Origin of the sequence: Desulfurobacterium pacificum (assembly GCF_900182835.1) — a bacterium.
Classification (GTDB): domain Bacteria; phylum Aquificota; class Aquificia; order Desulfurobacteriales; family Desulfurobacteriaceae; genus Desulfurobacterium_B; species Desulfurobacterium_B pacificum.
The window spans coordinates 97,276-120,260 of record NZ_FXUB01000003.1 but is presented as its reverse complement, the minus strand read 5'-3'; the positions used below and the strand labels follow the sequence as shown (position 1 = coordinate 120,260).

The 22,985-nt window shown below is 36.0% G+C and carries 31 protein-coding genes and 1 tRNA gene; 11 read left to right on the top strand and 21 right to left on the bottom strand.

The features are described from left to right. Positions 1-156: 156 nt before the first annotated feature. From QOL23_RS06040 to QOL23_RS05950, 19 genes are all read right to left on the bottom strand, one after another. Complete coding sequence (locus QOL23_RS06040) at positions 157-945, bottom strand: GNAT family N-acetyltransferase (RefSeq protein ID WP_283400686.1); 789 nt, start codon at positions 943-945, stop codon at positions 157-159. Further along, complete coding sequence (locus QOL23_RS06035; protein WP_283400685.1) at positions 942-1,130, bottom strand: hypothetical protein; 189 nt, start codon at positions 1,128-1,130, stop codon at positions 942-944. Before QOL23_RS06035 ends, QOL23_RS06040 begins: the two co-directional genes overlap by 4 nt. Then, positions 1,123-2,232 carry a glycosyltransferase family 4 protein gene (locus QOL23_RS06030; protein ID WP_283400684.1) on the bottom strand — a complete coding sequence of 370 codons (1,110 nt, stop codon included), beginning with the start codon at positions 2,230-2,232 and terminating at the stop codon, positions 1,123-1,125. Before QOL23_RS06030 ends, QOL23_RS06035 begins: the two co-directional genes overlap by 8 nt. A 2-nt stretch (positions 2,233-2,234) precedes the next feature. Continuing rightward, the gene (locus tag QOL23_RS06025) at positions 2,235-2,849 is read right to left on the bottom strand and encodes a hypothetical protein (protein WP_283400683.1); all 615 of its coding nucleotides are present in this window, start codon (positions 2,847-2,849) and stop codon (positions 2,235-2,237) included. A 211-nt stretch (positions 2,850-3,060) separates the two neighbouring features. Continuing rightward, positions 3,061-3,435 (bottom strand): hypothetical protein, encoded by a 375-nt coding sequence (locus QOL23_RS06020; protein WP_283400682.1) that lies wholly within the window; start codon positions 3,433-3,435, stop codon positions 3,061-3,063. 211 nt (positions 3,436-3,646) lie between these two features. Continuing rightward, positions 3,647-4,825, bottom strand: coding sequence for a glycosyltransferase (locus QOL23_RS06015; RefSeq protein ID WP_283400681.1), 1,179 nt, complete (start codon positions 4,823-4,825; stop codon positions 3,647-3,649). After that, positions 4,825-5,937, bottom strand: a complete 1,113-nt coding sequence (locus QOL23_RS06010) for a hypothetical protein (protein WP_283400680.1) — start codon at positions 5,935-5,937, stop codon at positions 4,825-4,827. Before QOL23_RS06010 ends, QOL23_RS06015 begins: the two co-directional genes overlap by 1 nt. A 2-nt stretch (positions 5,938-5,939) precedes the next feature. Next, entirely contained in the window at positions 5,940-7,073 is a 1,134-nt protein-coding gene (locus QOL23_RS06005; protein ID WP_283400679.1) for a lipopolysaccharide biosynthesis protein, read from the bottom strand. A gap of 208 nt (positions 7,074-7,281) precedes the next feature. Beyond that, positions 7,282-8,823 carry a DegT/DnrJ/EryC1/StrS family aminotransferase gene (locus tag QOL23_RS06000; RefSeq protein WP_283400678.1) on the bottom strand — a complete coding sequence of 514 codons (1,542 nt, stop codon included), beginning with the start codon at positions 8,821-8,823 and terminating at the stop codon, positions 7,282-7,284. Continuing rightward, positions 8,823-9,311 carry a hypothetical protein gene (locus QOL23_RS05995; protein WP_283400677.1) on the bottom strand — a complete coding sequence of 163 codons (489 nt, stop codon included), beginning with the start codon at positions 9,309-9,311 and terminating at the stop codon, positions 8,823-8,825. The genes QOL23_RS06000 and QOL23_RS05995 overlap by 1 nt, the downstream gene beginning before the upstream one ends. Further along, positions 9,311-9,913 carry an acyltransferase gene (locus tag QOL23_RS05990; RefSeq protein WP_283400676.1) on the bottom strand — a complete coding sequence of 201 codons (603 nt, stop codon included), beginning with the start codon at positions 9,911-9,913 and terminating at the stop codon, positions 9,311-9,313. Before QOL23_RS05990 ends, QOL23_RS05995 begins: the two co-directional genes overlap by 1 nt. Next, positions 9,903-10,865, bottom strand: a complete 963-nt coding sequence (locus QOL23_RS05985) for a Gfo/Idh/MocA family oxidoreductase (protein WP_283400675.1) — start codon at positions 10,863-10,865, stop codon at positions 9,903-9,905. The genes QOL23_RS05990 and QOL23_RS05985 overlap by 11 nt, the downstream gene beginning before the upstream one ends. Continuing rightward, a complete protein-coding gene (locus QOL23_RS05980; RefSeq protein ID WP_283400674.1) occupies positions 10,866-12,176 on the bottom strand; it encodes a nucleotide sugar dehydrogenase in 1,311 nt (436 codons plus the stop codon). A 483-nt stretch (positions 12,177-12,659) separates the two neighbouring features. Further along, positions 12,660-12,863 carry a hypothetical protein gene (locus QOL23_RS05975; RefSeq protein ID WP_283400673.1) on the bottom strand — a complete coding sequence of 68 codons (204 nt, stop codon included), beginning with the start codon at positions 12,861-12,863 and terminating at the stop codon, positions 12,660-12,662. Positions 12,864-12,904: 41 nt separating this feature from the next. Next, positions 12,905-14,368, bottom strand: coding sequence for an Asp-tRNA(Asn)/Glu-tRNA(Gln) amidotransferase subunit GatA (gatA, locus tag QOL23_RS05970; protein WP_283400672.1), 1,464 nt, complete (start codon positions 14,366-14,368; stop codon positions 12,905-12,907). Between the two features lie 21 nt (positions 14,369-14,389). Next, complete coding sequence (gene gatC, locus QOL23_RS05965) at positions 14,390-14,680, bottom strand: Asp-tRNA(Asn)/Glu-tRNA(Gln) amidotransferase subunit GatC (RefSeq protein WP_283400671.1); 291 nt, start codon at positions 14,678-14,680, stop codon at positions 14,390-14,392. Continuing rightward, the gene (locus QOL23_RS05960) at positions 14,677-14,997 is read right to left on the bottom strand and encodes a cyclic-phosphate processing receiver domain-containing protein (protein ID WP_283400670.1); all 321 of its coding nucleotides are present in this window, start codon (positions 14,995-14,997) and stop codon (positions 14,677-14,679) included. The genes gatC and QOL23_RS05960 overlap by 4 nt, the downstream gene beginning before the upstream one ends. After that, positions 14,981-15,385, bottom strand: a complete 405-nt coding sequence (locus QOL23_RS05955) for an HI0074 family nucleotidyltransferase substrate-binding subunit (protein ID WP_283400669.1) — start codon at positions 15,383-15,385, stop codon at positions 14,981-14,983. The genes QOL23_RS05960 and QOL23_RS05955 overlap by 17 nt, the downstream gene beginning before the upstream one ends. Before the next feature lie 9 nt (positions 15,386-15,394). Continuing rightward, entirely contained in the window at positions 15,395-15,691 is a 297-nt protein-coding gene (locus QOL23_RS05950; RefSeq protein WP_283400668.1) for a nucleotidyltransferase family protein, read from the bottom strand. Between the two features lie 62 nt (positions 15,692-15,753). Between QOL23_RS05950 and QOL23_RS05945 the strand changes: the two genes are divergently transcribed. From QOL23_RS05945 to QOL23_RS05905, 9 genes are all read left to right on the top strand, one after another. Continuing rightward, positions 15,754-15,960: a MoaD/ThiS family protein gene (locus QOL23_RS05945; RefSeq protein WP_283400667.1), complete on the top strand. Its 207-nt coding sequence runs from the start codon at positions 15,754-15,756 to the stop codon at positions 15,958-15,960. Between the two features lie 3 nt (positions 15,961-15,963). Next, positions 15,964-16,383: a Holliday junction resolvase RuvX gene (gene ruvX / locus QOL23_RS05940; protein WP_283400666.1), complete on the top strand. Its 420-nt coding sequence runs from the start codon at positions 15,964-15,966 to the stop codon at positions 16,381-16,383. Positions 16,384-16,427: 44 nt separating this feature from the next. Further along, positions 16,428-16,504 (top strand) — tRNA-Arg (locus tag QOL23_RS05935). A gap of 79 nt (positions 16,505-16,583) precedes the next feature. Next, positions 16,584-16,958: a 50S ribosomal protein L19 gene (gene rplS / locus QOL23_RS05930; RefSeq protein ID WP_283400665.1), complete on the top strand. Its 375-nt coding sequence runs from the start codon at positions 16,584-16,586 to the stop codon at positions 16,956-16,958. Continuing rightward, a complete protein-coding gene (locus QOL23_RS05925) occupies positions 16,940-17,644 on the top strand; it encodes a ribonuclease HII (RefSeq protein WP_283400664.1) in 705 nt (234 codons plus the stop codon). Before rplS ends, QOL23_RS05925 begins: the two co-directional genes overlap by 19 nt. Beyond that, entirely contained in the window at positions 17,586-17,891 is a 306-nt protein-coding gene (locus QOL23_RS05920) for a YraN family protein (RefSeq protein WP_283400663.1), read from the top strand. The genes QOL23_RS05925 and QOL23_RS05920 overlap by 59 nt, the downstream gene beginning before the upstream one ends. Next, on the top strand, positions 17,888-18,973 hold the full coding sequence (locus tag QOL23_RS05915) for an RNA methyltransferase (RefSeq protein WP_283400662.1): 1,086 nt from the start codon (positions 17,888-17,890) through the stop codon (positions 18,971-18,973). The genes QOL23_RS05920 and QOL23_RS05915 overlap by 4 nt, the downstream gene beginning before the upstream one ends. Next, positions 18,945-19,853 (top strand): cysteine synthase A, encoded by a 909-nt coding sequence (cysK, locus tag QOL23_RS05910; RefSeq protein ID WP_283400661.1) that lies wholly within the window; start codon positions 18,945-18,947, stop codon positions 19,851-19,853. The genes QOL23_RS05915 and cysK overlap by 29 nt, the downstream gene beginning before the upstream one ends. Before the next feature lie 15 nt (positions 19,854-19,868). Continuing rightward, positions 19,869-20,906, top strand: coding sequence for a hypothetical protein (locus QOL23_RS05905; protein WP_283400660.1), 1,038 nt, complete (start codon positions 19,869-19,871; stop codon positions 20,904-20,906). On the opposite strand, the gene QOL23_RS05900 is transcribed toward QOL23_RS05905, so the two are convergent. Both QOL23_RS05900 and rpmE read right to left on the bottom strand, forming a co-directional pair. Then, positions 20,899-21,294, bottom strand: coding sequence for an FAD-dependent thymidylate synthase (locus tag QOL23_RS05900; RefSeq protein ID WP_283400659.1), 396 nt, complete (start codon positions 21,292-21,294; stop codon positions 20,899-20,901). The two genes, QOL23_RS05905 and QOL23_RS05900, sit on opposite strands and share 8 nt — an antisense overlap. Continuing rightward, positions 21,294-21,500, bottom strand: coding sequence for a 50S ribosomal protein L31 (gene rpmE, locus QOL23_RS05895; RefSeq protein WP_283400658.1), 207 nt, complete (start codon positions 21,498-21,500; stop codon positions 21,294-21,296). Before rpmE ends, QOL23_RS05900 begins: the two co-directional genes overlap by 1 nt. An 87-nt stretch (positions 21,501-21,587) precedes the next feature. Here rpmE and QOL23_RS05890 point away from each other — a divergent pair, with 87 nt between their 5' ends. Both QOL23_RS05890 and trpA read left to right on the top strand, forming a co-directional pair. Then, entirely contained in the window at positions 21,588-22,211 is a 624-nt protein-coding gene (locus QOL23_RS05890; protein WP_283400657.1) for a DedA family protein, read from the top strand. Beyond that, the gene (gene trpA, locus QOL23_RS05885; protein ID WP_283400656.1) at positions 22,186-22,971 is read left to right on the top strand and encodes a tryptophan synthase subunit alpha; all 786 of its coding nucleotides are present in this window, start codon (positions 22,186-22,188) and stop codon (positions 22,969-22,971) included. The genes QOL23_RS05890 and trpA overlap by 26 nt, the downstream gene beginning before the upstream one ends. Positions 22,972-22,985: the final 14 nt, after the last annotated feature.

Sequence of the window (22,985 nt, the reverse complement as noted above, 5' to 3'; positions counted from 1 at the left end):
ATAAAATCTTTAAATCTTAACAAGAATTCCTTTAAAGAAATAGCACCCAAACCTATTTCTATCAAACTACGAACCTAAAATTTAGGAATAATCAGGTCTCTTTTATATTCCCATGTAGTTAAATGGTTAACATCGTGGGATATTATAATTTTCATCTCAAAAAATACTCCTTTTAAAAATTTTCAAAAAACACTCAATCACAAAGGAAGCCCTTGCAATAGCAAAATAAGGCGTTATCTTACCCCCAAATCCTCTAAAATACCTCTCAATGTTAGGTATCATAGAGCCTTCAAAATCAAATGTTTGCAAATTTTTCTCTTTCGTTTTTAATATGCAACTCCATAAACTTAATGCACCTGCTCCATGATGCTTTTCTTTTGAATTGTATCCTCCTAAAATATAATAAGCTGTCTTTTTGTCATAAATACGTATAGAAGTGGCAAGAGGGGTTTTCTTTTTATATGTTATGTAGCCAAAACCGTTCTGTGTCTTTAAAAACTCAAAAAGGACTTTTTTGATAATATCTAAATTCACTTGCTTATTCTGTCGTTTGAATGTGTGTGCTATTAAATCTAAAGCAGTTTCCTTATCTTCTATCGTTTTGATTTCTCGAATCTCTAACCCATCTCTTAGAACTTTTCCAATATCATTTCTTCTTTCTGGAGACATTTGCTTTTTTATATCGTCTATACAAATATTTAAGTCTAATAGATAAGTATATCTTGGAAAAACTTTGAATCCCTCCCAAATAAAAGGTTGAAAATCAGTAACGGAATAGGGAAAACTCAAATATAAAATTTTTTGAGAAAAATTTTCTTTTAAAAAGTATGCCAGCTCTTTTAAAATACTTTTATAATAAGATTGAATGGAAAAAGCTTTTGAAGATAGTGGAGGTACTACCCAAAAGCTATAAGGTGTGATAGGTGGATTCCTAAGGATTTTCAAACTGTACTTTTTTCCACATAAACAATTATTCCTCCAACTAGTTCTTTGCTTTTACTATAAAGTCCATACAGTTTTACTCTGGGAGAAAACAATTTTAGCCAATCAAGAGATGTAAAAATAGTTCCATACTTCTTATTTAAAGTTTCATAGATTTCGAAATCTCTTTCTTCCATCAACTTAATCATTCAAAAGCTCCTTGTAAACTTTTATCAACTTTCTTTCTTCCAAACTCCAGTTGTATTTTTCTAAGACTGCTTTTCTTCCATTCTCTCCCATTACTTTAGCTTCTTCAGGATGGGTTAGTAAATATTTTATGGCTTCCGCAATTTCCTTTGGATTCAAAGGATTTACGCATATTCCACATCTATTTTCTTCAACTATCTCTTTCCATAAAGGAAAATTAGAGGCAACTACCGGTAAGCCCGCAGCCATATATTCAAAAAGTTTATTAGGCTGACTGTTTACATGATTAGGACAAGGTAAAAATGTTACCATACCTACCATAACACTTTTTAAAATTTCCTGAACTTTTGTTCTATCAACAAAACCGTAATATCTTACTTTCCTCCAAGCAGACAATTTTCTAACTTCTTCTTCCACAGACTTACTTTCAAAACTACCCGCCAAATGTAAGAGAGTATCTACATTTTCTAAAGACTTTATCAGCTCCACTATACCTCTTATCTTGGCGATGCCTCCTATATAACATATTTCTGCTTTCCTTCCCTTCCAAGGTGATATTTCAGGAAATTCCTCTAAAAGAGGGTAATTATTTATATCAACAACATTGAGAGTTATTTTTAATAATCTGTCTCTTATATAAGGCGTAGCAGTAATCACAAAATCAAATTTTTTAACCGCCCAATCTTCATATTTTTCAAAGAAAAAAGATAGGAATTTTTTAGAAACCTTGTTTAAATAAGGTTTAGTCAAAATTTGTCTTGGCACATCCTCATGCACATCGTAAATAACTCTCTTACCCCATTTCTTTAGCTTCAGTCCCATAGGAATAAGCTCTGGATCGTGAAAATGATAAATATCTGCATTAACTTTTAAAGCTTTTTTGTAAATTTCATTTGTTATCTTCAAAACTCTTTCTTTTCTATTTCTTGGTATCCCTACATCTAATATTTTAATACCTTCCTTAGTAATCTCATCTTCCTTCCCGTCTGCTACTATAAGATAGGTATCAAAACCTGCTTCCTTCAAACTTTTTAGTTCTTTTAAGAATATACGCCCATCATATCTTGAATGAACAGATGTTAAATGACAAATTTTGCAGTACAACTTTATGCCTCCTTTAAATTGCTTTGGAAGTTTTTCTCCCTATTATCATGACGGAACCTTAGCTGGTTTAAGGATTTTAGAATAGCTACAGCTGCGACAGAAATAAGCATACTTATATCGCTAATTCTAGAAAACTCTCCCTTTGCCATCAGAAAAACAAATTTCCATAGGAAGTAAGTATAAAAGATCAACTTAGGATAGGAAAGGTTTTTAAAAACCCAATTGTAAATATTGGCTGTTGTCATCCCTAAGAAAAACATAGTAAACATTCCAAAATATCCGAAATTTGCGAATAATTCTCCTATTATTGTCGGTGGAATGGCACCACCAGGTTGATAAGTAAACCATTGATTCTTAATAATCCAGCTTACCGAGAAATTGTGCACTAGAGAAGTTCTAATATCTGAAGGCATAAATCCAGATATAACATTTACCAAACTCGTTCCTTTTAGATAATCTATTTCTTTACCCCAGTGTTTCATTATAAGCACTATGATATTTATATTTGGCAAGTTGGATTTTTCAAAAAAAAGGGAATATAAACTATTTGTATCTAATACAGAAAGAAAAACTTCTATTATGCTAAGTCCCTTAACTCTTGCTATATCTGCAATCATCCTGTAAAGAAAAAGTGATAAAACAAGTGTGGTGAAAAGCAACAAAAGGAAAATACGCTTGAATGTTATGACAACATCGTTCTTAAGAGCAAACAACAAAGTTATAAATATGGCAATTTGCAAAGCGAAATATGTAATTTTTGCCAAAGATAAAATGATTATGACATATACAAAAATCAGCATGTAGAAAATATACCTGTTTATCTTTTGCCTAAACATAGTTATAAATGGCTATATATATAGCTGGATGTAGAAATAAGTATCCTAACGTTGATAATCCAAAGATTTCTTTCAAATTCCTACCATAGAATCCTAAGTTTAGGTAGTATTCCCAAAATCTCAAATTCACTGTTTTATATAAAACAAAAATATAGTTAGAGAATCCTATCAAAAAGAAAACAAACATTACCACTTTTGAAAGAACTATAGGTATGTCTGTGTAATTCATTTTTCTTAACATCGGCTTTGAAAGTAGTCGCTTGTTAACAAACGTAAGAAAGCCTAAAACAAAAAAGATATAGGACGATAATACAATAATAGAAGCTTTCGCTAATTCTTCAGGTTCAATTTTGTCTAGTGATAGCAAAACACTAATTATTAAAACATAATAATAGGTAGAGAAAATAATCAAAGGATTTAATAAATGTACTTTAGAAACTATAAATGTAATCATTGGAGTTAAAGCCAGAAGAAACATAAGGACAAACAAAGTAAAAGTCAGATAAGCTTGACAACTCAAAAGATACATAAGTACCAATAAACCAAAGGCCATTAAAATAGCAAATTCTAAAAACAAATTATAAGTTCTTAAGAAATTCTGCGAACTTCTTATAGTTTTTCTCAGCATTATAGTAAATACTCCAGTAATTTTTTATGACATTCCTATCAAATGCAGAACTATCTAAAACATTTTGAATTACAAAAGCTACTTCCTTAGGGTTGAATTCTTTTTCGATAAGTATACCGACTTTTTCACTAACAATTTCCGGTGTTCCTCCAACTGCTGTTGCAACCACAGGAATTCCATATGAAATAGCTTCCATTATCGAAACAGGAATCCCTTCACTTGAACTAACGTTAATGAACAAATCTACTGGGTTCTCGCGATAAAATCGGAAAATATCATTTCTACGGACAAATCCCTTCAAATTAACTACTACGTTTGAAGGTAGTTCCTTTATTTTTTCTTCCAATTTTTTCCTTAAAGGACCATCACCAAAATGGGTCCATAAAACCTTATGTGATCTTATATATTTCAGAATCTCACATATTAAATCTACCCTTTTCACATGGTTAATAGATGAGACTGAAACTATTCTAAAAATACCGTCTTTACTTGGTTGAGTTATAAATGAATCATTTTTAACTCCCAATCTATGTACAAATATCTTGTTTTTGATAAAAGAATATTTTCTCAAAAGGAATTTTCTGCCATCAAATGAAATAGGAATTACTGCATCTACTTTTCTTAACTGCTGTTCTCTAAACGGGAAATAACCATCGTGCAAGTATTCATATAAGTCACCTCTGTGTAACCTCATAACAACTTTAGCTTTTAGATTTGGAAGAAATGGTATAGCAAAGGCTGACACATGTCCCCAATAAAAGTAGATTATATCTGAGTCTGTTAAAGTTTTCAGTTCTTCTAAAATAGATTTATTGGAAAAGAAAAAACCAATAGCTCTTAAAGCAGATAAATACAATCTCAAACGTCGAAAGCTAAAGTTTATTTTCTTCATCTCAGGTAAAGAAGCAATTAAAATCTTTATCAATTTTGAAAATTGTAATTTTTCTATGTATAAAGGTTTATTTACTTTTACATTTTTAGGCAATTTTCTTGATACAATGCTTCCTCCATAGCTAAAAGGAATTATTTTAACCTTGAAAACTTCACTTAAAATTTCAATTTCATCTTCCAAAAATTGTTCACCCTTACCGTATGGAAAGGAAGAAGTAAACAAAAGAAGTCTCTGCATTACTCTACTCCTATAATTCTTCTAACTTTATTAAGAAATTCGTTATGACTTAAAGTTAGTGGGATTTTCAAGATATAAATCTCTGCTTCCTTTAACGCATTTTCCAAAATTTCTTTAGAAAAAGCTATATTAAATCCCTGTAGATCTATTTTTTTGTTAGCTAACTCAGAATTAACAACAAACCAGCGAATATTTCTCAAGAATGTGTAGTATTCGTTCTTAATTATTTGTATTGTCGGTTCTACTACCTTCGTTACCGGAACTTCAACCAAGCATATATCTTTAACTGTAGCGGTCCTAAAAAGAATGTAGTACTTTCCTATTTTGGCTTTCTGTTTTCGTACTCCTCCTTTAAACAAACAATCAGGACAAAGTTTTCTTCTTACCTTATTGGGGCCTCTTAGATAATAATGTAAAAACCAATGTATTTTAGACAAAAGAGTGTTTTTTTTCAGTAAATCTCTAGTTGTTAAAAGCTTATTATTTAGAACATTATAACCATATATCTTAGGATATGACAGATTGGGATAGGCAAATCCCTCTTCATCTACCACACAAATATCATCTGCAAAAAAGGAATATCTTTTACTCTGAGATAGTAACAATTCCAAAGAAGTTTTTCCTACACCTCCAGTTCCGCCAAACATAATAACTTGATGCGAATCATTGTCATAGACAGCAGAAGCATGAATGAGAAACTTTTTTCTGTCAAAAAACATCAACGGAACTACAACAAGTTCATGGAAAATTTGACCTAAATTTTCTAAATTGCTTCTATATTCCATGGATAGAAACTTTCTTAAAAAACCTTGTTTTTTCACTTTAATAATAATTCTCTTGGGTGTTCTCACCAGTTGATAGTGAATTATAGAGTGACCATAATCTACAGCAAAACTCCCATCTTTCAAAAAGAAAAAAGAAGAAGGATTAACAGATATAATTTTCTCACTAAAATCATAGTTATTACCTCTTAACAAAAACACTTCATAATCGTAAGCACTGAATTTTTTATTCAAATTTCCATAAATAGACAATTCCTCTATAAATTTTTTAGTATCTATTCCTTCAAAATAAATAGCAAATTTCTTTTCAAAAATCTCTATATTTATCATCTCTATTCTCCTTTTTTAGATTCATTTACTATTTCCTTATACCATTGCAATCTATATCCAGTAATTAGCAAACTTGATAAAGTTAACATAATCAGGAGTAAAGAAAAATTATAAATAACTCCACTTATCACTAAAGAAATAAATCTAGTTGCAATATGAAATACTTCTAGGTAAAAAGATTTCTTCTGATATCCTAACACCAAAACAACAGACGAAATTATAGAGCCTATAAATCGTATTGCTACCATTGGAGCCATCAATATCGAGTAGTAAAGAATACCGTTCCATGACTTTGGTAGAAAATGATCCTCAATAAGAAAAATAATAAACAGAATAAATAAGATTAGTAATGGAGCAATTATCATCAACTTTCTATAAACTTTGTAGAAAAACATACACGGTTGTTTGTTTTTATGATATAATTCTGCAAATTGCTGATAGAAAATCTGAGATATAGACGATGCTACCATTGAAGGTAATGCTGATAAAAGCTTAACTGTCATCATAAAAATTCCAGTATAATAACTACCAAAAAAGAAAGATATAAAGAAAGTTGGCATTTGATTAGACAGCTCATTCAGTATTTGCTGGGGCAAATAATATACGGGGAAGTTTTTATACCTTTTGAGTATCTTAAAAACTCTTATAATCTCTTCTGTGGAAAATCCAACTGCTTTATTCTTAAACATTAAAATTAGGAATAATAGCACAATTGTGTAGGAAATTGTATAAGAGTTAATCATGCCAAAGTTTTTATCGCTTGCAAATCTTGATATAAAAATGGAAAGTACTAAAAATAATAAACTATTCGATATTTTGGAAACAACTAAAATCGCAAAATTTTTGGTTGAAAGAAAAAAATTAAATGCGACCTTAAAAACAGAAATTAGAATTGCAGCAAGAACAGCATGATAAAGAATATTCCGCACAAAAAAAATTCCTGGAAGCAAAATCAAGGTTAATAAACCATATAGGATGATATAAGACTTAGCAACTATTTCTCTTTCATCGAGCTTCATACTTATTATAGCAGAATCGTACTTCAAAGAAAACAGAATAGATAGAACAGCTGTATAACTTGAGAACAATGCAAAATTGCCAAAATCTCCAACTCCATAAATACGAGCTAATACCAAAAAACTTAGCGTATTTAATACTTGAGAAGTTACATTAGCAATAAATAAGAGAAGCGATCCTTTTGCGAAAGTACTTTTTGTTTTAAAATATAGTAAGTAATTCAGAAGCCATTTAGTTATTGGTTACCTCCTTTACTTTGTATTGGAGTTTTCTCCATTTTTTAAAATTAAAAATTTGTACTCTATCCTCATCATGATGTACACCGTACTATGAATCGTTCAATACCTTATTTAAAATAGATTTTATTTCTTCTTTCCCTAACAAGGGTTCTATTGGCAAACTCACAACTTCTTTCTCTACTTTTTGCACATTTTCTAACTCTCCAATTACCTCCATACCGTTCTTAGCAAAAACTTTCATTTTATACAAAGGAACAGGATAATAAATCATCGTTTGAATTCCTTTTTCTTTTAATTTCTTCTGGAATTCATCTCTTTTTCCATTCATAACTCCTACAGTATACTGATGATAAACATGATAAGCCTTCGGATGCTCATAAGGAGTTTTTATCCACTCTATATCTTTCAACTGTTCATTATAATTCATTGCAATTTCCCTGCGGCGTTCATTGAAGTCATCAAGGTGCTTAAATTTCTCAAGCAATACGGCAGCCTGAATAGTATCAAGACGTGCATTGTAGCCAATATATTCAACGTTATATTTATCCCTTCCACCATGCTTCCTAAGCATTAAGAGAAGTTCATAAAGTTTTTCATCATTAGTAGTTATCATCCCTCCATCACCAAAACCGCCCAGGGGTTTCGTTGGGAAGAAACTGAAACATCCCATATCACCAAAAGAGCCCGTCTGCTTCCCATTCCACTTAGCTCCTAAGCTCTGCGCACAATCTTCAACTACGAATAGATCATTTTCCTTAGCTATTCTCATAATCTCATCCATATTGCACGGCTGACCGTAGAGGTGGACCGGAATTATTCCCTTTACTCTTTTTCCGTACTTCTTTACAGCTTTTTCTATCTGCTTAGGGTCAATATTGTAGGTGTCAATGTCTATGTCAACAAAAAGAGGAGTCGCTCCAGCTCTTAAAATAGCTTCTCCTGTTGCAGTAAAAGTAAATGGTGTGGTAATTACCAAATCTTCTTTGTCGAAAAATTCCTTCTTTTTCCTTTGAATTGCTAATGCCCTTAATGAAAGAACAAGTGCATCCGTTCCGGAAGAAACTCCAACAGCGTATTTTGTTCCCACGTAATTAGCAATTTTTTCTTCTAACTGTCTTACTTCATCTCCAAGGATATACCTGGCTCTTGTAGCTGCTCTTAGTAAAGATTCTTCTAAATCCTCTGAAAGTGAAAGATATTCAAGCTTCAGGTCAAGCATTGGAATCGTCTTAGGTTCTTCTACTTTGAAAACTTCAGGTCTTACTGCCCTTTCAAAGTTTCTTATCATCTCCTCATCATAAGTTATGATATAGCAATCATCTCCTATTCTCCTGCATACTGAAACCAAGATGCCGTCTTCAATATCTTTAAAACTTTTGGCATCAATAATATTTCTTCCTGAAGTGGAAACTAAGTTAACATCAAAATCTTTCAAAAATTTATCAATAACTTCTTGTTCCAACTTCAATCTCTTAACAAGATAAAACAAAGTATCGTAATGATAAGAAGCAAAAAGAAATTTAACCTTTCCCTTATTTCTATTCATAAAGTCACTAACCGCTTTATGTCGTGGCCTTGATACATCCAGATAATCAAGAACAACATTTAAATCAAGAAGCAATTTTTGCATTACAACCACCCCTTTTCTTTAGCTCGTTTAAAGTATGCCATGTATTCGTACCATACTTTATGTTCCATATAGTTTGCTATGTCTCCATCTTCTATTTCTTCCAAATCTCTAATATCAATTTCTCCTTTCATATCAAAGGAATGTTCCGCAAGTCTTATTAAGTTCATCTGTTCTCGTCTTAGTTCTCCTTTAGTAAAAAAGAGAATAATAACGTATCCCTTATACTTCCTCTCATACTTCTTTTTAAAGCTCAAAGACAAGACAGACAGCATAAAAATTACATCTTCAGGAACAGTTTTGTCTATGAACTGTATAAGGAAGACATCATTAATAAACTTCACCAATAGATCAGGCGTAAAATCAATAATATCGGAAAATTTTTCCCACTCAAGAAGCTCAAAAGCAGGAGCTTTATCAAGAGAAGAAACAAACTTATTTATTTCTACCTGTTTAATCAGCTCAATCGGCAAGATATCCAGCATAAGCATTATATCTTCTCCTCTATAACGGTAAACTCTTTACCTTTTAACATATATCTGCTTCTACAGTAGGAACAGGTAAGATGTAATTCTCCATCACTACTTGTTTTTCTGGTAAGCACCACTCCGCACTTGCAAACCCAACCGCTGTGTTTAGCCGGTACTCCTAAATACAAAGCATAATCAGGTACATCAGAAGTTACAACTGCTCCAGCACCAATTAAGGCATACCTACCAATAGTATGACCGCAGACAACTGTAGCATTTGCTCCTATGGTTGCTCCCTTTTTCACAAGCGTTGGAAGAAATTCAGCTTTCCTCTCAATAAAAGCTCTTGGAGTTAAAACATTTGTAAAAACACAGGAAGGACCGCAGAAAACTTCATCTTCCAGTGTAACCCCTTTATAGATAGAAACGTTATTCTGAATCTTACAGCGGTTTCCTACCTTAACATCGGGACCTATCATACAATTTTGTCCTATTATGCAATTCTCCCCAATTCGTGTATTAGAAAGTATATGGGAAAAATGCCAGATTTTTGTTCCCTTCCCTATTTTTACATTATCATCAATGTAAGCGGACTCATGGACGAAGAAATTTTTACTTTCCATTTAACTTCACCTCTGCCAAGGGATGAACTCTATCGTTGAAACCGATAGGTTTAATGTTTCTGAGTCTATAAACGAGCTCTATGGAAGGTCTGGCATCTTCTATACCGAATCCTTTACCATTAAGAATCTCCTGATATACTACAGTATGAAGGTCGGTAAATCCTCCCGAAAATTCAACTTCATTACCATCAACGGTAATGGATCTATAAGTTCTTTTTCCTTTTTTTACAGCTACTTCAGGTAAATCCTTAGAGTCAACAGATAGAAACCACCTGACTTCTGCCTTTTCAAGTTCTATATATCCAGCCATTTTTTTTAAAGGTTCGGAATAATGAACTTCATAATGTTTCACTTCTCCAAATATCCACATAAGCATGTCGAAAAAGTGAATACCAATATTGGTTGCAACTCCTCCAGACTTGTTAATGTTTCCTTTCCAAGAAATAAAATACCATTTGCCTCGGGACGTTATGTAGGTTAGATCAATCTTGTACTTCTCTTGTTTCTCTTTAGATTCTTCTTCCACTCGTTTTTTAAGAGAAACTATTGCTGGATGAACTCTTAACTGAAGGATGTTATAAACTTTCCTCCCAGTTTCTTCCTCTATCTCTTTAAGGGCATCCAGATTCCATGGGTTTAAGACAAGGGGCTTTTCACAAATCGCATCCGCATCATTCCTTAGGGCAAACCTTATATGCGCATCGTGAAGGTAATTAGGAGAGCATATAGAAACGTAATCTATTCCTTCTCCTTTTCTTCTCAATTTATCTATATGCCTATCAAAACGCTCAAATTCTGTAAAGAAAGCTGCATCAGGAAAATAGGTGTCAATAATTCCTACGCTGTCACATCTATCCATAGCAGCAACTAAAAGGTTCCCTGTCTCTTTAATAGCTTTCATATGTCTCGGAGCTACGTAACCAGCTGCTCCTATTAAAGCGAATCTTTTCATCTATAACCTCCAGTATAGAAAATCTTTTGTTATAGCTTCCTCTCTATCATACACCCCTTTAACATCTATTAGTACAGGACGATCTCCATTTTCCATCAAACTTTTATATTCTTCTAAGTCAAATCTCTCTATAAACTGCTTATGCTTCACTGCTACAATTACAGCATCATATGGTTTATATTTATTCACATCCTCTACAAGTCCTATACCGTATTCTTCCTTCACTTCCTCAGGATACGCATGAGGATCATAAACATAAACTTCTACCCCATATTCCCGTAACTCATTATAAATATCTATCACTTTCGAATTCCTTATATCCGAAATATTCTCCTTAAAGGTAATTCCAAGAATAAGGACTTTACTTCCCTTTACAGCTTTCCCAGCTTTTATAAGCTTTTTAACAGTATTTTCAGCAACAAACTTACCCATATAATCATTTATTCTTCTTCCCGCTAAGATAACCTCAGGATGATATCCTATTGCTTGTGCTTTAAATGTTAAATAGTATGGATCAACACCTATACAATGTCCTCCTACAAGTCCTGGCTCAAACTTTAAGAAGTTCCACTTTGTTCCAGCAGCTTCAAGAACTGCTTTCGTGTCTATTCCCATTTTATTAAAGATTATTGATAGTTCATTCATCAAAGCAATATTCAAATCCCTCTGTGTATTTTCTATAACCTTTGCAGCCTCAGCAGTCTTAATATCGGGGGCTTTATGAACTCCGGCCGTTATCACCGAACCGTAGAGCTGTGCCAGAAACTCTGTTATTTTAGGAGTGTCACCTGCTACAACTTTTACGATTTTATCTATTGTGTGCTCCTTATCACCAGGGTTAACCCTTTCAGGAGAATATCCTACATGAAAGTCTTTTTTCCACTTTAAACCACTCTCTTTCTCAAGAATAGGCACACATTCTTCCTCTGTAACTCCAGGATAAACAGTAGACTCATAGACAACAATACTGCCCTTTTGCATATACTTTCCTACTGTACTTGTAGCAGCTTTAACAGGTCTTAAATCAGGAATTTTATGTTCATCTATCGGTGTTGGAACCGTTATAATGATTACTTTAGCTTCCGAAATTTTTTCTGGATTATCAGTAAATTCCACTGAGCAATTTTTTAACTTTTCAGAATCAATTTCTCCGGTTCTATCAAAACTTTTCTTCAATTCTTTAACTCTTTCAGAGTTTATATCATATCCAATGATATTGAATTTGGTATCTAGAAGAACTGCTAATGGTAGTCCTACATACCCCAGTCCAACAATACAAATTTTATTTTTTTTCTCTAATTGCAAACTCATCCATTCCTCCGTCACTTACATATTTAGAATAACCTCTCCTAAAATCGTTAATACACTTTAACTTATCCAAAAAACTTTCAAATACCTTCTTGTTTTAACTCTTTTTCAAAGTTAAATATTATACTTTTAATAATCTCCACTTCCTCTTTTCATTCCGATATAAACCACTTTTTTCCTTTCTCTGCCACCATTACTTTTTTATCAAAAGTCGTATACCAGATTACTCTCTTAACTTCAGAATCAAGCAAATCCTGAGTTTTTTCTCTTGCTATAGTTCATAAAATCGCCGTATTTACGCAAATCTGCCTTCGTGTCTATCTCTATAACAACCTCTGGAGGAGTTTTTACATACTTCTCATCAATACCCTCTTTTAAAATCTTTTCCTTATCAAAAATGGCTATGTCTAAATTCCTCCAAGTCTTTGGTGCCCATTGGAAACCTGCCTCATTAGTAGCAATTACATATTTACCAACGTCTAACTTCTAATAAAGAAAACGAAGTAAACTGTTGATAATCCACCACTGCAGTTTACTACTCCCCATCACCTCCTCCAGGGTTTTCTCGCCAGAAAGAACTTTGTCGCAATCCCTGTAATAAATCGGCTTCCCATATCTCATCTCATAAATGAGCTCTTTAGGAATACCCCTTCCTTTCCTTTTTTCCTTTTTAACCAAAGAGGTCCCCACTATTTTCCTCCAATAACCTTTACCACTTTCAATATATACCCTTAAACAGGAGGCATTAGATTAAGCTTAAGCTCTTTTTCTAAAACGTTTGCAACGTTCAAGATTGTAGGCTCATCAAAGGCTTTTCCTATCAGTTGAACTCCAACAGGCAAATTCTTACTGTCAAAACCGCAGGGTAAAGAAATTGCAGGCAATCCGGCAAGGTTAACAGCAATGGTGAAAATATCGGACAGATACATCTTTATCGGGTCGTCGGTTTTCTCTCCTATTTTGAAGGCAGTAGTTGGAGAAACTGGAGTAACGATAAAGTCAACATCTTTAAACGCATTCTCAAAACCCTGATAAATGAGCGTTCTAACCTTCTGTGCCTTTAAGTAGTAAGCATCGTAATATCCGGCACTTAAAGTGTAAGTCCCAATCATTATCCTTCTTTTTACTTCATCACCAAAGCCTTCTGCCCTCGTTTTGCAGTACATATCAACCAAACCTTCGTAATCTTTCGCTCTGTATGTATATCTAACGCCGTCAAACCTTCCCAAGTTTGAAGAAGCTTCAGCCGGCGCAATGATGTAGTAAGTTTCAACAGCATACTTAGTGTTAGGAAGAGAAATCTCTACAACTTCAACGCCCAAACTTTCCAAAACCTTTACAGCTTCTAAAACCTTTTTCTTCACTTCTGGTTCAATACCTTCCACAAAGTACTCTTTTGGTAAACCGGCTTTTAATCCTTTAATGTCATTATCAAGATTTTCTAAAAAATCGGGCACCGGAATACGAGCACTTGTAGCATCTTTAGCGTCCTGACCAGAAATAATATTCATAAGATAAGCGGCGTCTTCAACCGTTTTCGTTATAGGTCCTATCTGGTCTAAAGACGAAGCAAATGCAGTTAAGCCGTAACGGGAAACTCTGCCGTAAGTCGGCTTAAGTCCAACCACTCCGCAGAAAGATGCTGGTTGTCTGATAGAACCGCCGGTATCAGAACCAAGAGAAGCCAACGCCGACCTTGCAGAAACGGCAGCAGCCGAACCGCCGGAAGAACCGCCTGGCACTCTTTCCAAATCCCACGGATTTTTTGTTACGCCAAAGTAAGAAGTTTCGGTAGATGAACCCATGGCAAATTCATCAAGGTTGTTCTTACCGACAAAAATCGCCCCTCTTTCCCTTAAACGCTTTATAACGGTAGCATCAAAAGGTGAAATGAAGTTTTCCAATATTTTTGAAGCACAGGTCATTCTCATACCTTCTACGTTTATGTTGTCCTTAATAGAAAGTGGGATGCCAAAAAGTTCCGGCATTTCGTCTTCAGAAAGTTTCTCAAGTTCCTTGTCAGCAATCTTTGCCTTTTCTAACGCCTTTTCTGCTTCAACTGTTATGTAAGCGTTTAGCTTGGGTTCTGTTTCTTCTATGCGGCCTAAAAGTTCCTGTGTTAATTCAGAAGGCTTAAGCTCCTTTCTTTTTATTAAATCGTTAAGTTCTCTTAAGGTTTTATTTAAAAGCTCCACAGCTTACCTCCAGTGTTTTAATTACTTTCTCACAACTTTAGGTACTATAAAGTACTCACCGTCCGTTTCCGGTGCATTCATAAGAGCTTTTTCTCTTGGCAGGCTCACGCCAGGCACGTCTTCTCTTAAAACGTTTTGAGGAGGAATAATTTGGAATTTGGGGTCTATACCTTCAGTATCAAGTTCATTTAACTTTTCAACAAAGTCAAGAATTCTTGAGAGCTGCTCCTGAAACTTTTCCACCTCCTCTTCAGAAAGGGTAAGCCTTGAAAGCATGGCTATGTGCTTGACTTCTTCTTTACTTAACTTCATTTTCTACTCCTTAAAAAGGCTTTTATGTTTTCACCAATTTCCTCTATTTTTGCTCTCATAATTGGGTCAGAAGAGTGAGAAATAATTTTAACATCAGGATTCAACTCAACTTCACCAGTATAAACAACTTCTTCAAGCCAATTTATAAAATCAATACCGTTACCACCAAAAACAGAATATTCTTCTAAATAATTGTCAAGGTCAAGAACTTCTATTTCTCTACCTCTCTCCTTAACTATTTTCTTCAGGTCGTTAACGGTTTTCACCCACAGGTATCCCGGCGGCGGCTGCCTCCAGTCATCAAGGTAGATTTTCATTATAAACACGCTCCTCCAAAATATTAATTATTTTTTCTATCAAAGGCTCATATTCAACTATTCTGCGAAAAATTTCTTCTGCAACTTCTTCAATGTAAGCATGAGAAGTTAAGTTTCTATCATCTATCATTCTCAAAAGCAGCAAAACTTCGTCTTCAGACAGATAGCCGACAGAAAAGAAGCCCCTTATACAGGATTTAGGACTCCTGCATTCAATACCCTCAATCTCTTTTAAGAAAGTTTTAACCGTTTTCCACAGTATTTCAACGGTAAATTCAAACCTTTGAATGGCGCTATTTCTAAAAAAAAGGATAATCTTCCAGCGAAGAGCTCTTTGCTTTTTCTTGAGCCCCTTTAAGCCTGCTGAATGCAGATTTGAGAGATTCAAGCTGTTCTTTCAAAGCCATCTAATACTCTCTCTCAAAACTATGTCCTTTAACTTATTAGCGCGAGACAAATCCACAAGGTCAACTTTATAGGGAAAATTGCTCTCTTCAATAAATTCCCTCAAAAGAGTCAATTTATCAGAAATGTCTTTAGACGAAAGAAAGGCAATATCAACATCGGAAAAGGATGAGTTATCACCTCTTGCCCTTGAACCGAAAAGAAAAATCCCCACCTCCTCACCTTCAAAAAACTCAATCAAAAATCTTTTCAAATCCTCTATAGTCTCTATTTTCACTTTTCTAAGCACGGCTCTTTCTCCAAAATTTAAGCAATAATATATTAACACCCTAAGCAAAGATAGGAGAAAACATGAACACAATTGCGGTAGAAATAGACGGAAAAACAGAAGAAGTTACAATAGAAAAGAAATCTATAAGAGTGGACGAACTCTTAGAATCGCTGAACATCTACCCCGAAACTGCCGTAGTTTTAAAAGACGGCAAGCTACTATGCGACGATGAAAGGATAAAGCCGGGAGACAGGGTAAAAATCGTAATTGCAACGTCAAAGGGGTAAAGCTTGAAAAGAGTAATGGCTTTAGATGTAGGCTTTAAAAGAATAGGCGTAGCGCTGTCTGACCCTTTAAAGCTAACGGCACAGCCTCACGAAGTAATTTTCAGAAAAAGCAACAGAGAAACCTTTGAAAAACTGCTAAAAACGATAGAAGAGAAAAACGTTGGAACGGTAGTAATCGGACTACCTTTAAACAGTAAAGGAGAAAAAACCAAAATTGCCGAAAAGATTGAAAAGTTTGCCTCAAAGTTGAAAGAATTTCTGAAAGAACATGGTAAGAACGACGTTAAAATCGTTTTCACAGACGAATCTTTTTCTACCGCTGAAGCTGAAGAGTTGATGAACAGCCTCAACAGAAAAAGGGAATTCTTAGACGACATAGCAGCAGCGCTCATACTAAAAGAGTGGCTGGAAAGCAGAAGTTGACATACAAAAGTAGAGGTTTATTTTTCTAACTATCTTCAAAACGTGCGCCCGTAGCTCAGTAGGATAGAGCGCGAGATTCCTAATCTCGAGGTCGCAGGTTCGATCCCTGCCGGGCGCACCATTTTTATTTTTAGGGCTTGACAAAGAGGATTTTTTCCATAAAATTTGCCCGCACTTTTAACTTTTCAGGGAGGTTTACCATGTTAGGCGGACTTGATGCTTTAATGAAGACTGTTCAGGAAAAATATATGAGAAATGATATACCTGAATTTAGACCTGGAGATACTGTAAGAGTTTACGTAAAGGTAAAGGAAGGAGATAAGGAAAGAATTCAGGCTTTTGAAGGCGTTGTAATCAGAAAGAGAGGCGGCGGAACGGACGCAACCTTCACAGTAAGAAAGGTATCTTACGGAATTGGTATTGAAAGAACGTTCCCTATGCACGCTCCCGTAATTGAAAAGGTAGAAGTTCTCAAGAGAGGTATCGTAAGAAGAGCAAGACTCTACTACCTCAGAGAGCGTAAAGGTAAGGCTGCAAGAATTAAAGAGAAAAAAGAGTGGATGACCAGCAAGTAATCTTAAAGTTTGAAAGAGAACTCTGGAATAAAGGTTACAAAAGAATAGCAGGGATTGACGAAGCGGGAAGAGGTCCTTTGGCAGGACCAGTAGTAGCAGCGGTTGTTGTGTTCCCGCCTAACGTCAATCCTTTTCTTTTTAAAGACTCAAAAAAACTCAAAGAAAGTGAAAGAGAAAACCTTTTTTACGAGATAGTCAATTCGTGCCTTGATTTTTCCGTCGGATTTGCCGATTCTCTGGAAATAGACTCTCTTAACATCTACAAAGCCACTCTGCTCGCTGTTCACAGGGCGCTGAAAGGTTTAAAAGAAAAGCCGGACTTTCTTATAACAGACTACCTGAAAGTTGAAGGATACGAGGAAAACTCTTTGGTTTTAGTCAAAGGTGATGAGAGGAGCTTTTCCTGCGCCTGTGCAAGCGTCCTGGCAAAAGTAACAAGGGATTACATAATGAAATCGTTTGAAGAAATCTTTCCGGGATACGACTTTTCAAGCAATAAAGGGTATCCGACGAAAAAACACATCGCTGCCATTGATAAAATGGGAATAACGCCGATACACAGAGGCAGTTTTGGAAGGGTCAAGGGAAAAAGGGTTAGAAGGGGAAAGGATAGCTTCCCGCTACCTGTTGAAGAAAGGCTACGATATTATAGGGAAAAACTTCAGGAGCTACTGGGGAGAGATTGACCTGATAGCCTACGAAAGCAGTTCTAAAACGGTTGTTTTCGTTGAAGTTAAGCTGAGAAAGAAAAAAAACCTTGTTAATCCACTGGAATCTATTGGCAGAAAGAAAATAGAAAAGATAAAGAAGACTGCACTCTACTTCTTGCAAAAGCGCTTTGTTGACTACGAAGCGATAAGGTTTGATGTTATAGGAATTACGGAAGAAAACGGAAAGTATGAAATAGAACACGTAGAGGACGCTTTCCAATGAAGTTTAGGAAACCCTGCCAGTTAATAGCAGAAAAGCTAAAAAAAGAAGGGATTTTCCGTCCGAAGTTTCTGCTGTTTCCGGGAAGGGGCAACTTTTTAAACAGGGCTGCGTGGGAAATTGCAAGGGGAAGGTTTGGCGTTATAAAAGCTAAAAATTTTGGCAAGGAGATAAAGCCGGGAAAGGTTTTAGGGGAAGTAGAAGGCGTAAAGTTTTTGGGACTAAGGGGTGAAGAAAAGGCTGATGCTGTTATCGTTAAAGGCAGAGGGGAAATAGACTTTTCTAACGTAGAGTTCAGGTATCCGACGGTGGGGGTGGATTTTTCTCTTTTTGAAAAGTTGCTACCATCGGAGAAAAAAAGCCTTGCCGTTCAGATTGAAATAGCTTTTGGAATTGTAAAAGACTACTTTACGCCTGAAAATTTCGCAGTTACGTCTTTAGACGAGGAAGGAAGGTCCTTTCTGCAGGAATTTTTCAGGCCGAAAGTTCCCTTCAAAACGGTTGAGATAAACAGCTTTAAAAACGTTATCGTTTTAGACCCAAACGCCGAAAAAGAATTTACCCACGAAGAAGTGGACGAAAGCACTCTTATACTGATTGGCGGTATCGTTGACAGCAGCGAAAGGTTAAAAGGTTCAACGGCTGAAATCCTGCCTGAAGTTAAGCACAGAAAGATAACCTACAAAGGGCAAGTTGAGATTGTTCCTGACAGGATAAACGAAATAACAAAGATAGTGTGTCAGTATTTAACGGAAAACAAAAGCCTTGAAGAAGTTGTAAGGGAAAATCTGACGAGAGATTCAAAGCTACGCTGGCTCAGGAAAACCCTTCAGAAAGAGGTTGTTAAATTTTACAACAGCACCGGTCTTTTAAGGGGAATTCCGGAAGAAAAGTGGAAAAAGTGGCAGGAAGAGTTTGGAATATCTGACTTTTTGTTCAGGAAGGCAGCGGGGCATGTGGGGGGATTTTTCGTGTTTAAAAATTCCTTATTTGATAAAGTTAAAGGTAAAACAAAAAAAAGAGGTAAAGAAGTTTTTGTGGTAGAGGAGATTGGCGATGAAGATGTTGTCAAGGTCTATCCTTGAAGAGATAGGCAATACGCCGCTGTTAGAAATTGAAATTGAAGGGATAAAGCTGTTTTTAAAGCTTGAGATGTTCAATCCGGGCGGTTCAATAAAGGATAGAGTCGCGCTGGCGATAATAGAGGAAGGGGAAAGAAGCGGTGAGCTGACGCCGGAAAAAACAGTAATAGAAGCAACGAGCGGTAACACCGGCATAGGATTAGCTTTAGTATGCGCTGCTAAAGGTTATAAATGCACGATAGTTATGCCTGAAAACATGAGCGAAGAAAGGAAGAAGATACTCAGAGCCTACGGCGCTGAATTGATACTAACGCCGAAAGAGGAAGGAATTCCCGGTGCAGTTAAAAAGGTTGAAGAGCTGATATCTAAAAATCCTCACCTCTACTTCCCCGCAAGGCAGTTTGAAAACCCGGCAAACCCCCGCGTACACTACGAAAAAACTTCCGTGGAAATACTGGAACAAATCGGAAAACTGCCGGAACTTTTCGTAGCAGGCGTCGGAACAGGAGGAACGTTTACAGGCATCGCAAAAAGATTTAAAGAAGTAAACCCAGAGTGCCTCTGCGTTGCCGTTGAGCCTGCTGAGAGTTCAGTTATTTCCGGCGGTAAACCGGGAATTCATAAAATTCAGGGAATAGGCGCAGGTTTCGTTCCGGCAAACTTTGATAAAAGCCTCTGCGATAGAGTAGAAACCGTTACTTACGAAGAGGCAAAACGCTACGCAAAACTGCTGGCAAGGAATTACGGCGTTCTACCGGGAATCTCCTCCGGCGCAAACGTTGCAGCGGCTATAAAAGTTGCTAAAGAAACAGGAAAGAAAACGGCTGTAACCGTTTTACCGGATACAGGAGAAAGGTATTTAAGCACAGACCTTTTTGAATGATTTGGCGGAGAAGGGATGGAAATCAGGAGGGTAGAGGGGATACTCCCCATAGAAGGGGTATCGCGCGACCTGCCGATAAAGCTTGAAAATTTCTCATTCCAAGACATGAAAAGGTTACTTTCTACGATTTCTTCCGGCTCTACTAAAAAGGACATGAAAGAAGAATTTGAAACGCTTTTAATCAAGGCAACGTTTGAAGGTTACACGCCGGAAGGAAAGGCAAAACTGCGCTCTGGAAAATTAATGCTCATAGCAGACGTAAACGTTGACAGAGAGTTCAAAATCGGCGAAGAGCTGCTGTTCAGGTTAAAGTCTATATTCCCGAAGATAGAGCTTTCTCTGGTAGAAGGCGAAGTTCAAAGCACCCTTAACGTGCTGAAAAACCTGCTTTCAAACTTTGCACCGCAGGAAGCCCTCAAAGGTCTGGAGCTTTTAAAAGACCCTTTTGTGGTTCAGTTAATCGTTTCTTATCTGGCAAAACAGTCCCCTGAAATAAAAAAAGAAGTAGAAAAGTCCCTTAAGTTTTTAGCCCAGAACGGAATTCCCAAAAGGCAGTCTCACCTTATTCTTTCTCTGCTTGCGCTTTTAGAAGACGAGAACTTTGAAAAGGTTAAAGAAAAACGCCCGGAAGTAACCAGAGAAATGATAAAGTCTGCTGTTCAGTCTCTACTTTCAAGTTTTGGATTTTTTGCCGTTACTTCGCTAATAATTATCCCATTCCTGTTTGATGAAGGCTTTAAAGGAACAATTTATCTGCCTAAAGAGCAGGATGAGATAAAAAGCGTGTTTTTAGAGATAGAAGCAGAAGAGGGAAAGGTAGGACTGCTGGTGAAAGTGGGGAGTGGGGGGGATTTTTCAATAGACTTTTTTACCGACTCTGAAATCTTGAAGGAAAAGTTACTAAAAATTGAAGAAGAAATACGTGAAGAACTTAAAAAAGAAGGATTTAATCTACTCTACATGCGCTTTGCAGGAAACTTTTCAAAAGGTGAGGAGCAAAAAAGAGAATTTTTAAAAGGCGAAAAGGGTATAACTATAAACCGCTCTATTTGATAACATCCTTCAAAAAATCGGGAACGAACTTTCTTAACTCTTTAGAAAATCCTAACTCCGGCATTTCGTTAATCAGTTCAACTATTGTCCTCAAGTTAAGCGTAACAAAAAAACCATCCTCTTTTTCTGTAATCTTTAAAAAAGGTTTTTCCATCATCACTTTAAACAGTTCTTCTTTAAAAGAAGAAGGAACAGAAAACGTCATAACGCCGTGTTCAACAACAGAAAGGTGACCCATTCCGACAACTTTTTTAATCAATTTCTCGTTATCTTCATCTGAAAACCTTGAAAGGAGTTCATCCACAGGCAGCCCGGAGTAGCAAACCCTGGCTGCCGTGGCAACAACTCTCAGCATATCTTCTGTTTGAGCAACTAAAGAAATCCCCATTAATACTTCCCTTCATATTTAGAAAGGAACTTCTCTACCCTACCTCTTACAACCTTCTGCTTCTGGCTTCCTGTATAGAACGGATGGCAAGCGTTGCAAACTTCCACTTTAATTTCAGGAAACTTTGTAGACCTTGTAACCCACGTATTACCACACGCACATACAACTCTCGTCTCTTTGTATTCCGGATGGATACCTTTTTTCATTATAATCAACCTCCTAATTTGTTTCTTCGCGAACGGAAAGTTTATTTAAGAGAGCAAAAAGTGTCAAGGTTAAATTAAGGAGATATAGTGGAAATAACAAGGCTCATAGAAACTACAGCAGAATATTTAAAACTTCACCCGCACCTTTCGTGTATCATACTTTTTACTTGGTCCTTCTTAGAAACAGCACTTCTTTTAGGACTATTACTACCAGCAGAAAAAGTTCTTATCATCAGCAGCGTTTTGGTCTCTGAAGGCATCATTTCACCCATATCTTTCCTAACGTGCATTACAACAGGAACATTTTTAGGATACACCGTCTCGTACTTTATGGGAACGTTCTTAGGTAAGGCTCTTCTTTACAAAACGCTTAAAAAACTTGGAGTGTCGGAAGAGGGTATAAGGAAAACGCAAGAATTCATAGAAAAGAGGGGAGAAATCTCTCTAATATTTGGAAGGTTCCTCCCTGTAGTCAGGGCAACATTACCTGTCGTTATAGGAAGCTTCAAGCCAAACTTTGCAAAATTTTCTCTATACAACCTCATAGGCGCTTTTTTATGGGCACTTTCCTATCTTTTCCTTGGCAACTTGATTAAAGAAGTTTTTTCTCTTATTATTACCCACAAGTTTGTAGCAATACCCTTATCTCTTGCATGTATGGCAATTTATTTATTCTGGAGAAAGTATGGAAAGAATAGAAAACTGTTTTGAAGCCCTTTCCCAGAAAGGAGAAAAACCACTCATTGTCTACGCTACTGCATGTGACCCTGATTGCCAAAAATCGTTAGACATCTTTAGACTAATTCTTGAATACGCCGACATGGTTGAAGTAGGAATGCCCTTTTCAGACCCACTGGCAGACGGACCAACAATTCAGAAAGCCCACGAAAGAGCATTATCAGCAGGTGCCAACACAGGAAAAGTGCTGGAATTAATAGATAAGTTAAGAGCTGAATTTAAAGAAAAACCCATAATCCTTATGGGCTACTACAACCCCATATTTGTCTACGGAGAAGATAAGTTTATAAGGGACGCCAAAGAAGCTGGCGTTGACGGATTTATAGTGCCTGACCTACCTCCAGAGGAAGGAGCGGAGTTTTCACGCAAAGTAAAATCGCTAAAACTGTCACCAATCTTTTTAGCAGCCCCCACGAGTACGGATGAAAGGGTCAAGAAGATAGGAGAAGTTAGTGGAAGCTTTATATACTACGTTTCCGTAACAGGGATAACAGGAATAAGAGACAAATTAGCCTACAAAGAAATAGAGAAAGATATCTCAAGAGTAAAAGCTATAACAGGTAAAAGAACCGTAGTGGGATTCGGAATTTCAAAGCCCGAGCATATCAAAGAGATGTATAATACTCCCGATGGTTTTGTTGTAGGAAGTGCCGTGGTCAGAAAAATTGAGAACAACGATATGAAAGGTTTAGAAAACTTGCTAAAATCTCTCAAGATAGCCACAAAATCCTAACTTAAGTCTGGAGG

Bases quoted from the DNA above. Each gene is read 5' to 3' on its own strand.
- QOL23_RS06035 (WP_283400685.1), bottom strand. From the start codon at position 1,130: ATGATTAAGTTGATGGAAGAAAGAGATTTCGAAATCTATGAAACTTTA.
- QOL23_RS06025 (WP_283400683.1), bottom strand. From the start codon at position 2,849: ATGATTGCAGATATAGCAAGAGTTAAGGGACTTAGCATAATAGAAGTT.
- QOL23_RS06015 (WP_283400681.1), bottom strand. From the start codon at position 4,825: ATGCAGAGACTTCTTTTGTTTACTTCTTCCTTTCCATACGGTAAGGGT.
- QOL23_RS06010 (WP_283400680.1), bottom strand. From the start codon at position 5,937: ATGATAAATATAGAGATTTTTGAAAAGAAATTTGCTATTTATTTTGAA.
- QOL23_RS06000 (WP_283400678.1), bottom strand. From the start codon at position 8,823: ATGCAAAAATTGCTTCTTGATTTAAATGTTGTTCTTGATTATCTGGAT.
- QOL23_RS05995 (WP_283400677.1), bottom strand. From the start codon at position 9,311: ATGCTTATGCTGGATATCTTGCCGATTGAGCTGATTAAACAGGTAGAA.
- QOL23_RS05990 (WP_283400676.1), bottom strand. From the start codon at position 9,913: ATGGAAAGTAAAAATTTCTTCGTCCATGAGTCCGCTTACATTGATGAT.
- QOL23_RS05985 (WP_283400675.1), bottom strand. From the start codon at position 10,865: ATGAAAAGATTCGCTTTAATAGGAGCAGCTGGTTACGTAGCTCCGAGA.
- QOL23_RS05980 (WP_283400674.1), bottom strand. From the start codon at position 12,176: ATGAGTTTGCAATTAGAGAAAAAAAATAAAATTTGTATTGTTGGACTG.
- gatC (WP_283400671.1), bottom strand. From the start codon at position 14,680: ATGAAGTTAAGTAAAGAAGAAGTCAAGCACATAGCCATGCTTTCAAGG.
- QOL23_RS05960 (WP_283400670.1), bottom strand. From the start codon at position 14,997: ATGAAAATCTACCTTGATGACTGGAGGCAGCCGCCGCCGGGATACCTG.
- QOL23_RS05945 (WP_283400667.1), top strand. From the start codon at position 15,754: ATGAACACAATTGCGGTAGAAATAGACGGAAAAACAGAAGAAGTTACA.
- rplS (WP_283400665.1), top strand. From the start codon at position 16,584: ATGTTAGGCGGACTTGATGCTTTAATGAAGACTGTTCAGGAAAAATAT.
- QOL23_RS05915 (WP_283400662.1), top strand. From the start codon at position 17,888: ATGAAGTTTAGGAAACCCTGCCAGTTAATAGCAGAAAAGCTAAAAAAA.
- cysK (WP_283400661.1), top strand. From the start codon at position 18,945: ATGAAGATGTTGTCAAGGTCTATCCTTGAAGAGATAGGCAATACGCCG.
- QOL23_RS05905 (WP_283400660.1), top strand. From the start codon at position 19,869: ATGGAAATCAGGAGGGTAGAGGGGATACTCCCCATAGAAGGGGTATCG.
- QOL23_RS05900 (WP_283400659.1), bottom strand. From the start codon at position 21,294: ATGGGGATTTCTTTAGTTGCTCAAACAGAAGATATGCTGAGAGTTGTT.
- rpmE (WP_283400658.1), bottom strand. From the start codon at position 21,500: ATGAAAAAAGGTATCCATCCGGAATACAAAGAGACGAGAGTTGTATGT.
- trpA (WP_283400656.1), top strand. From the start codon at position 22,186: ATGGAAAGAATAGAAAACTGTTTTGAAGCCCTTTCCCAGAAAGGAGAA.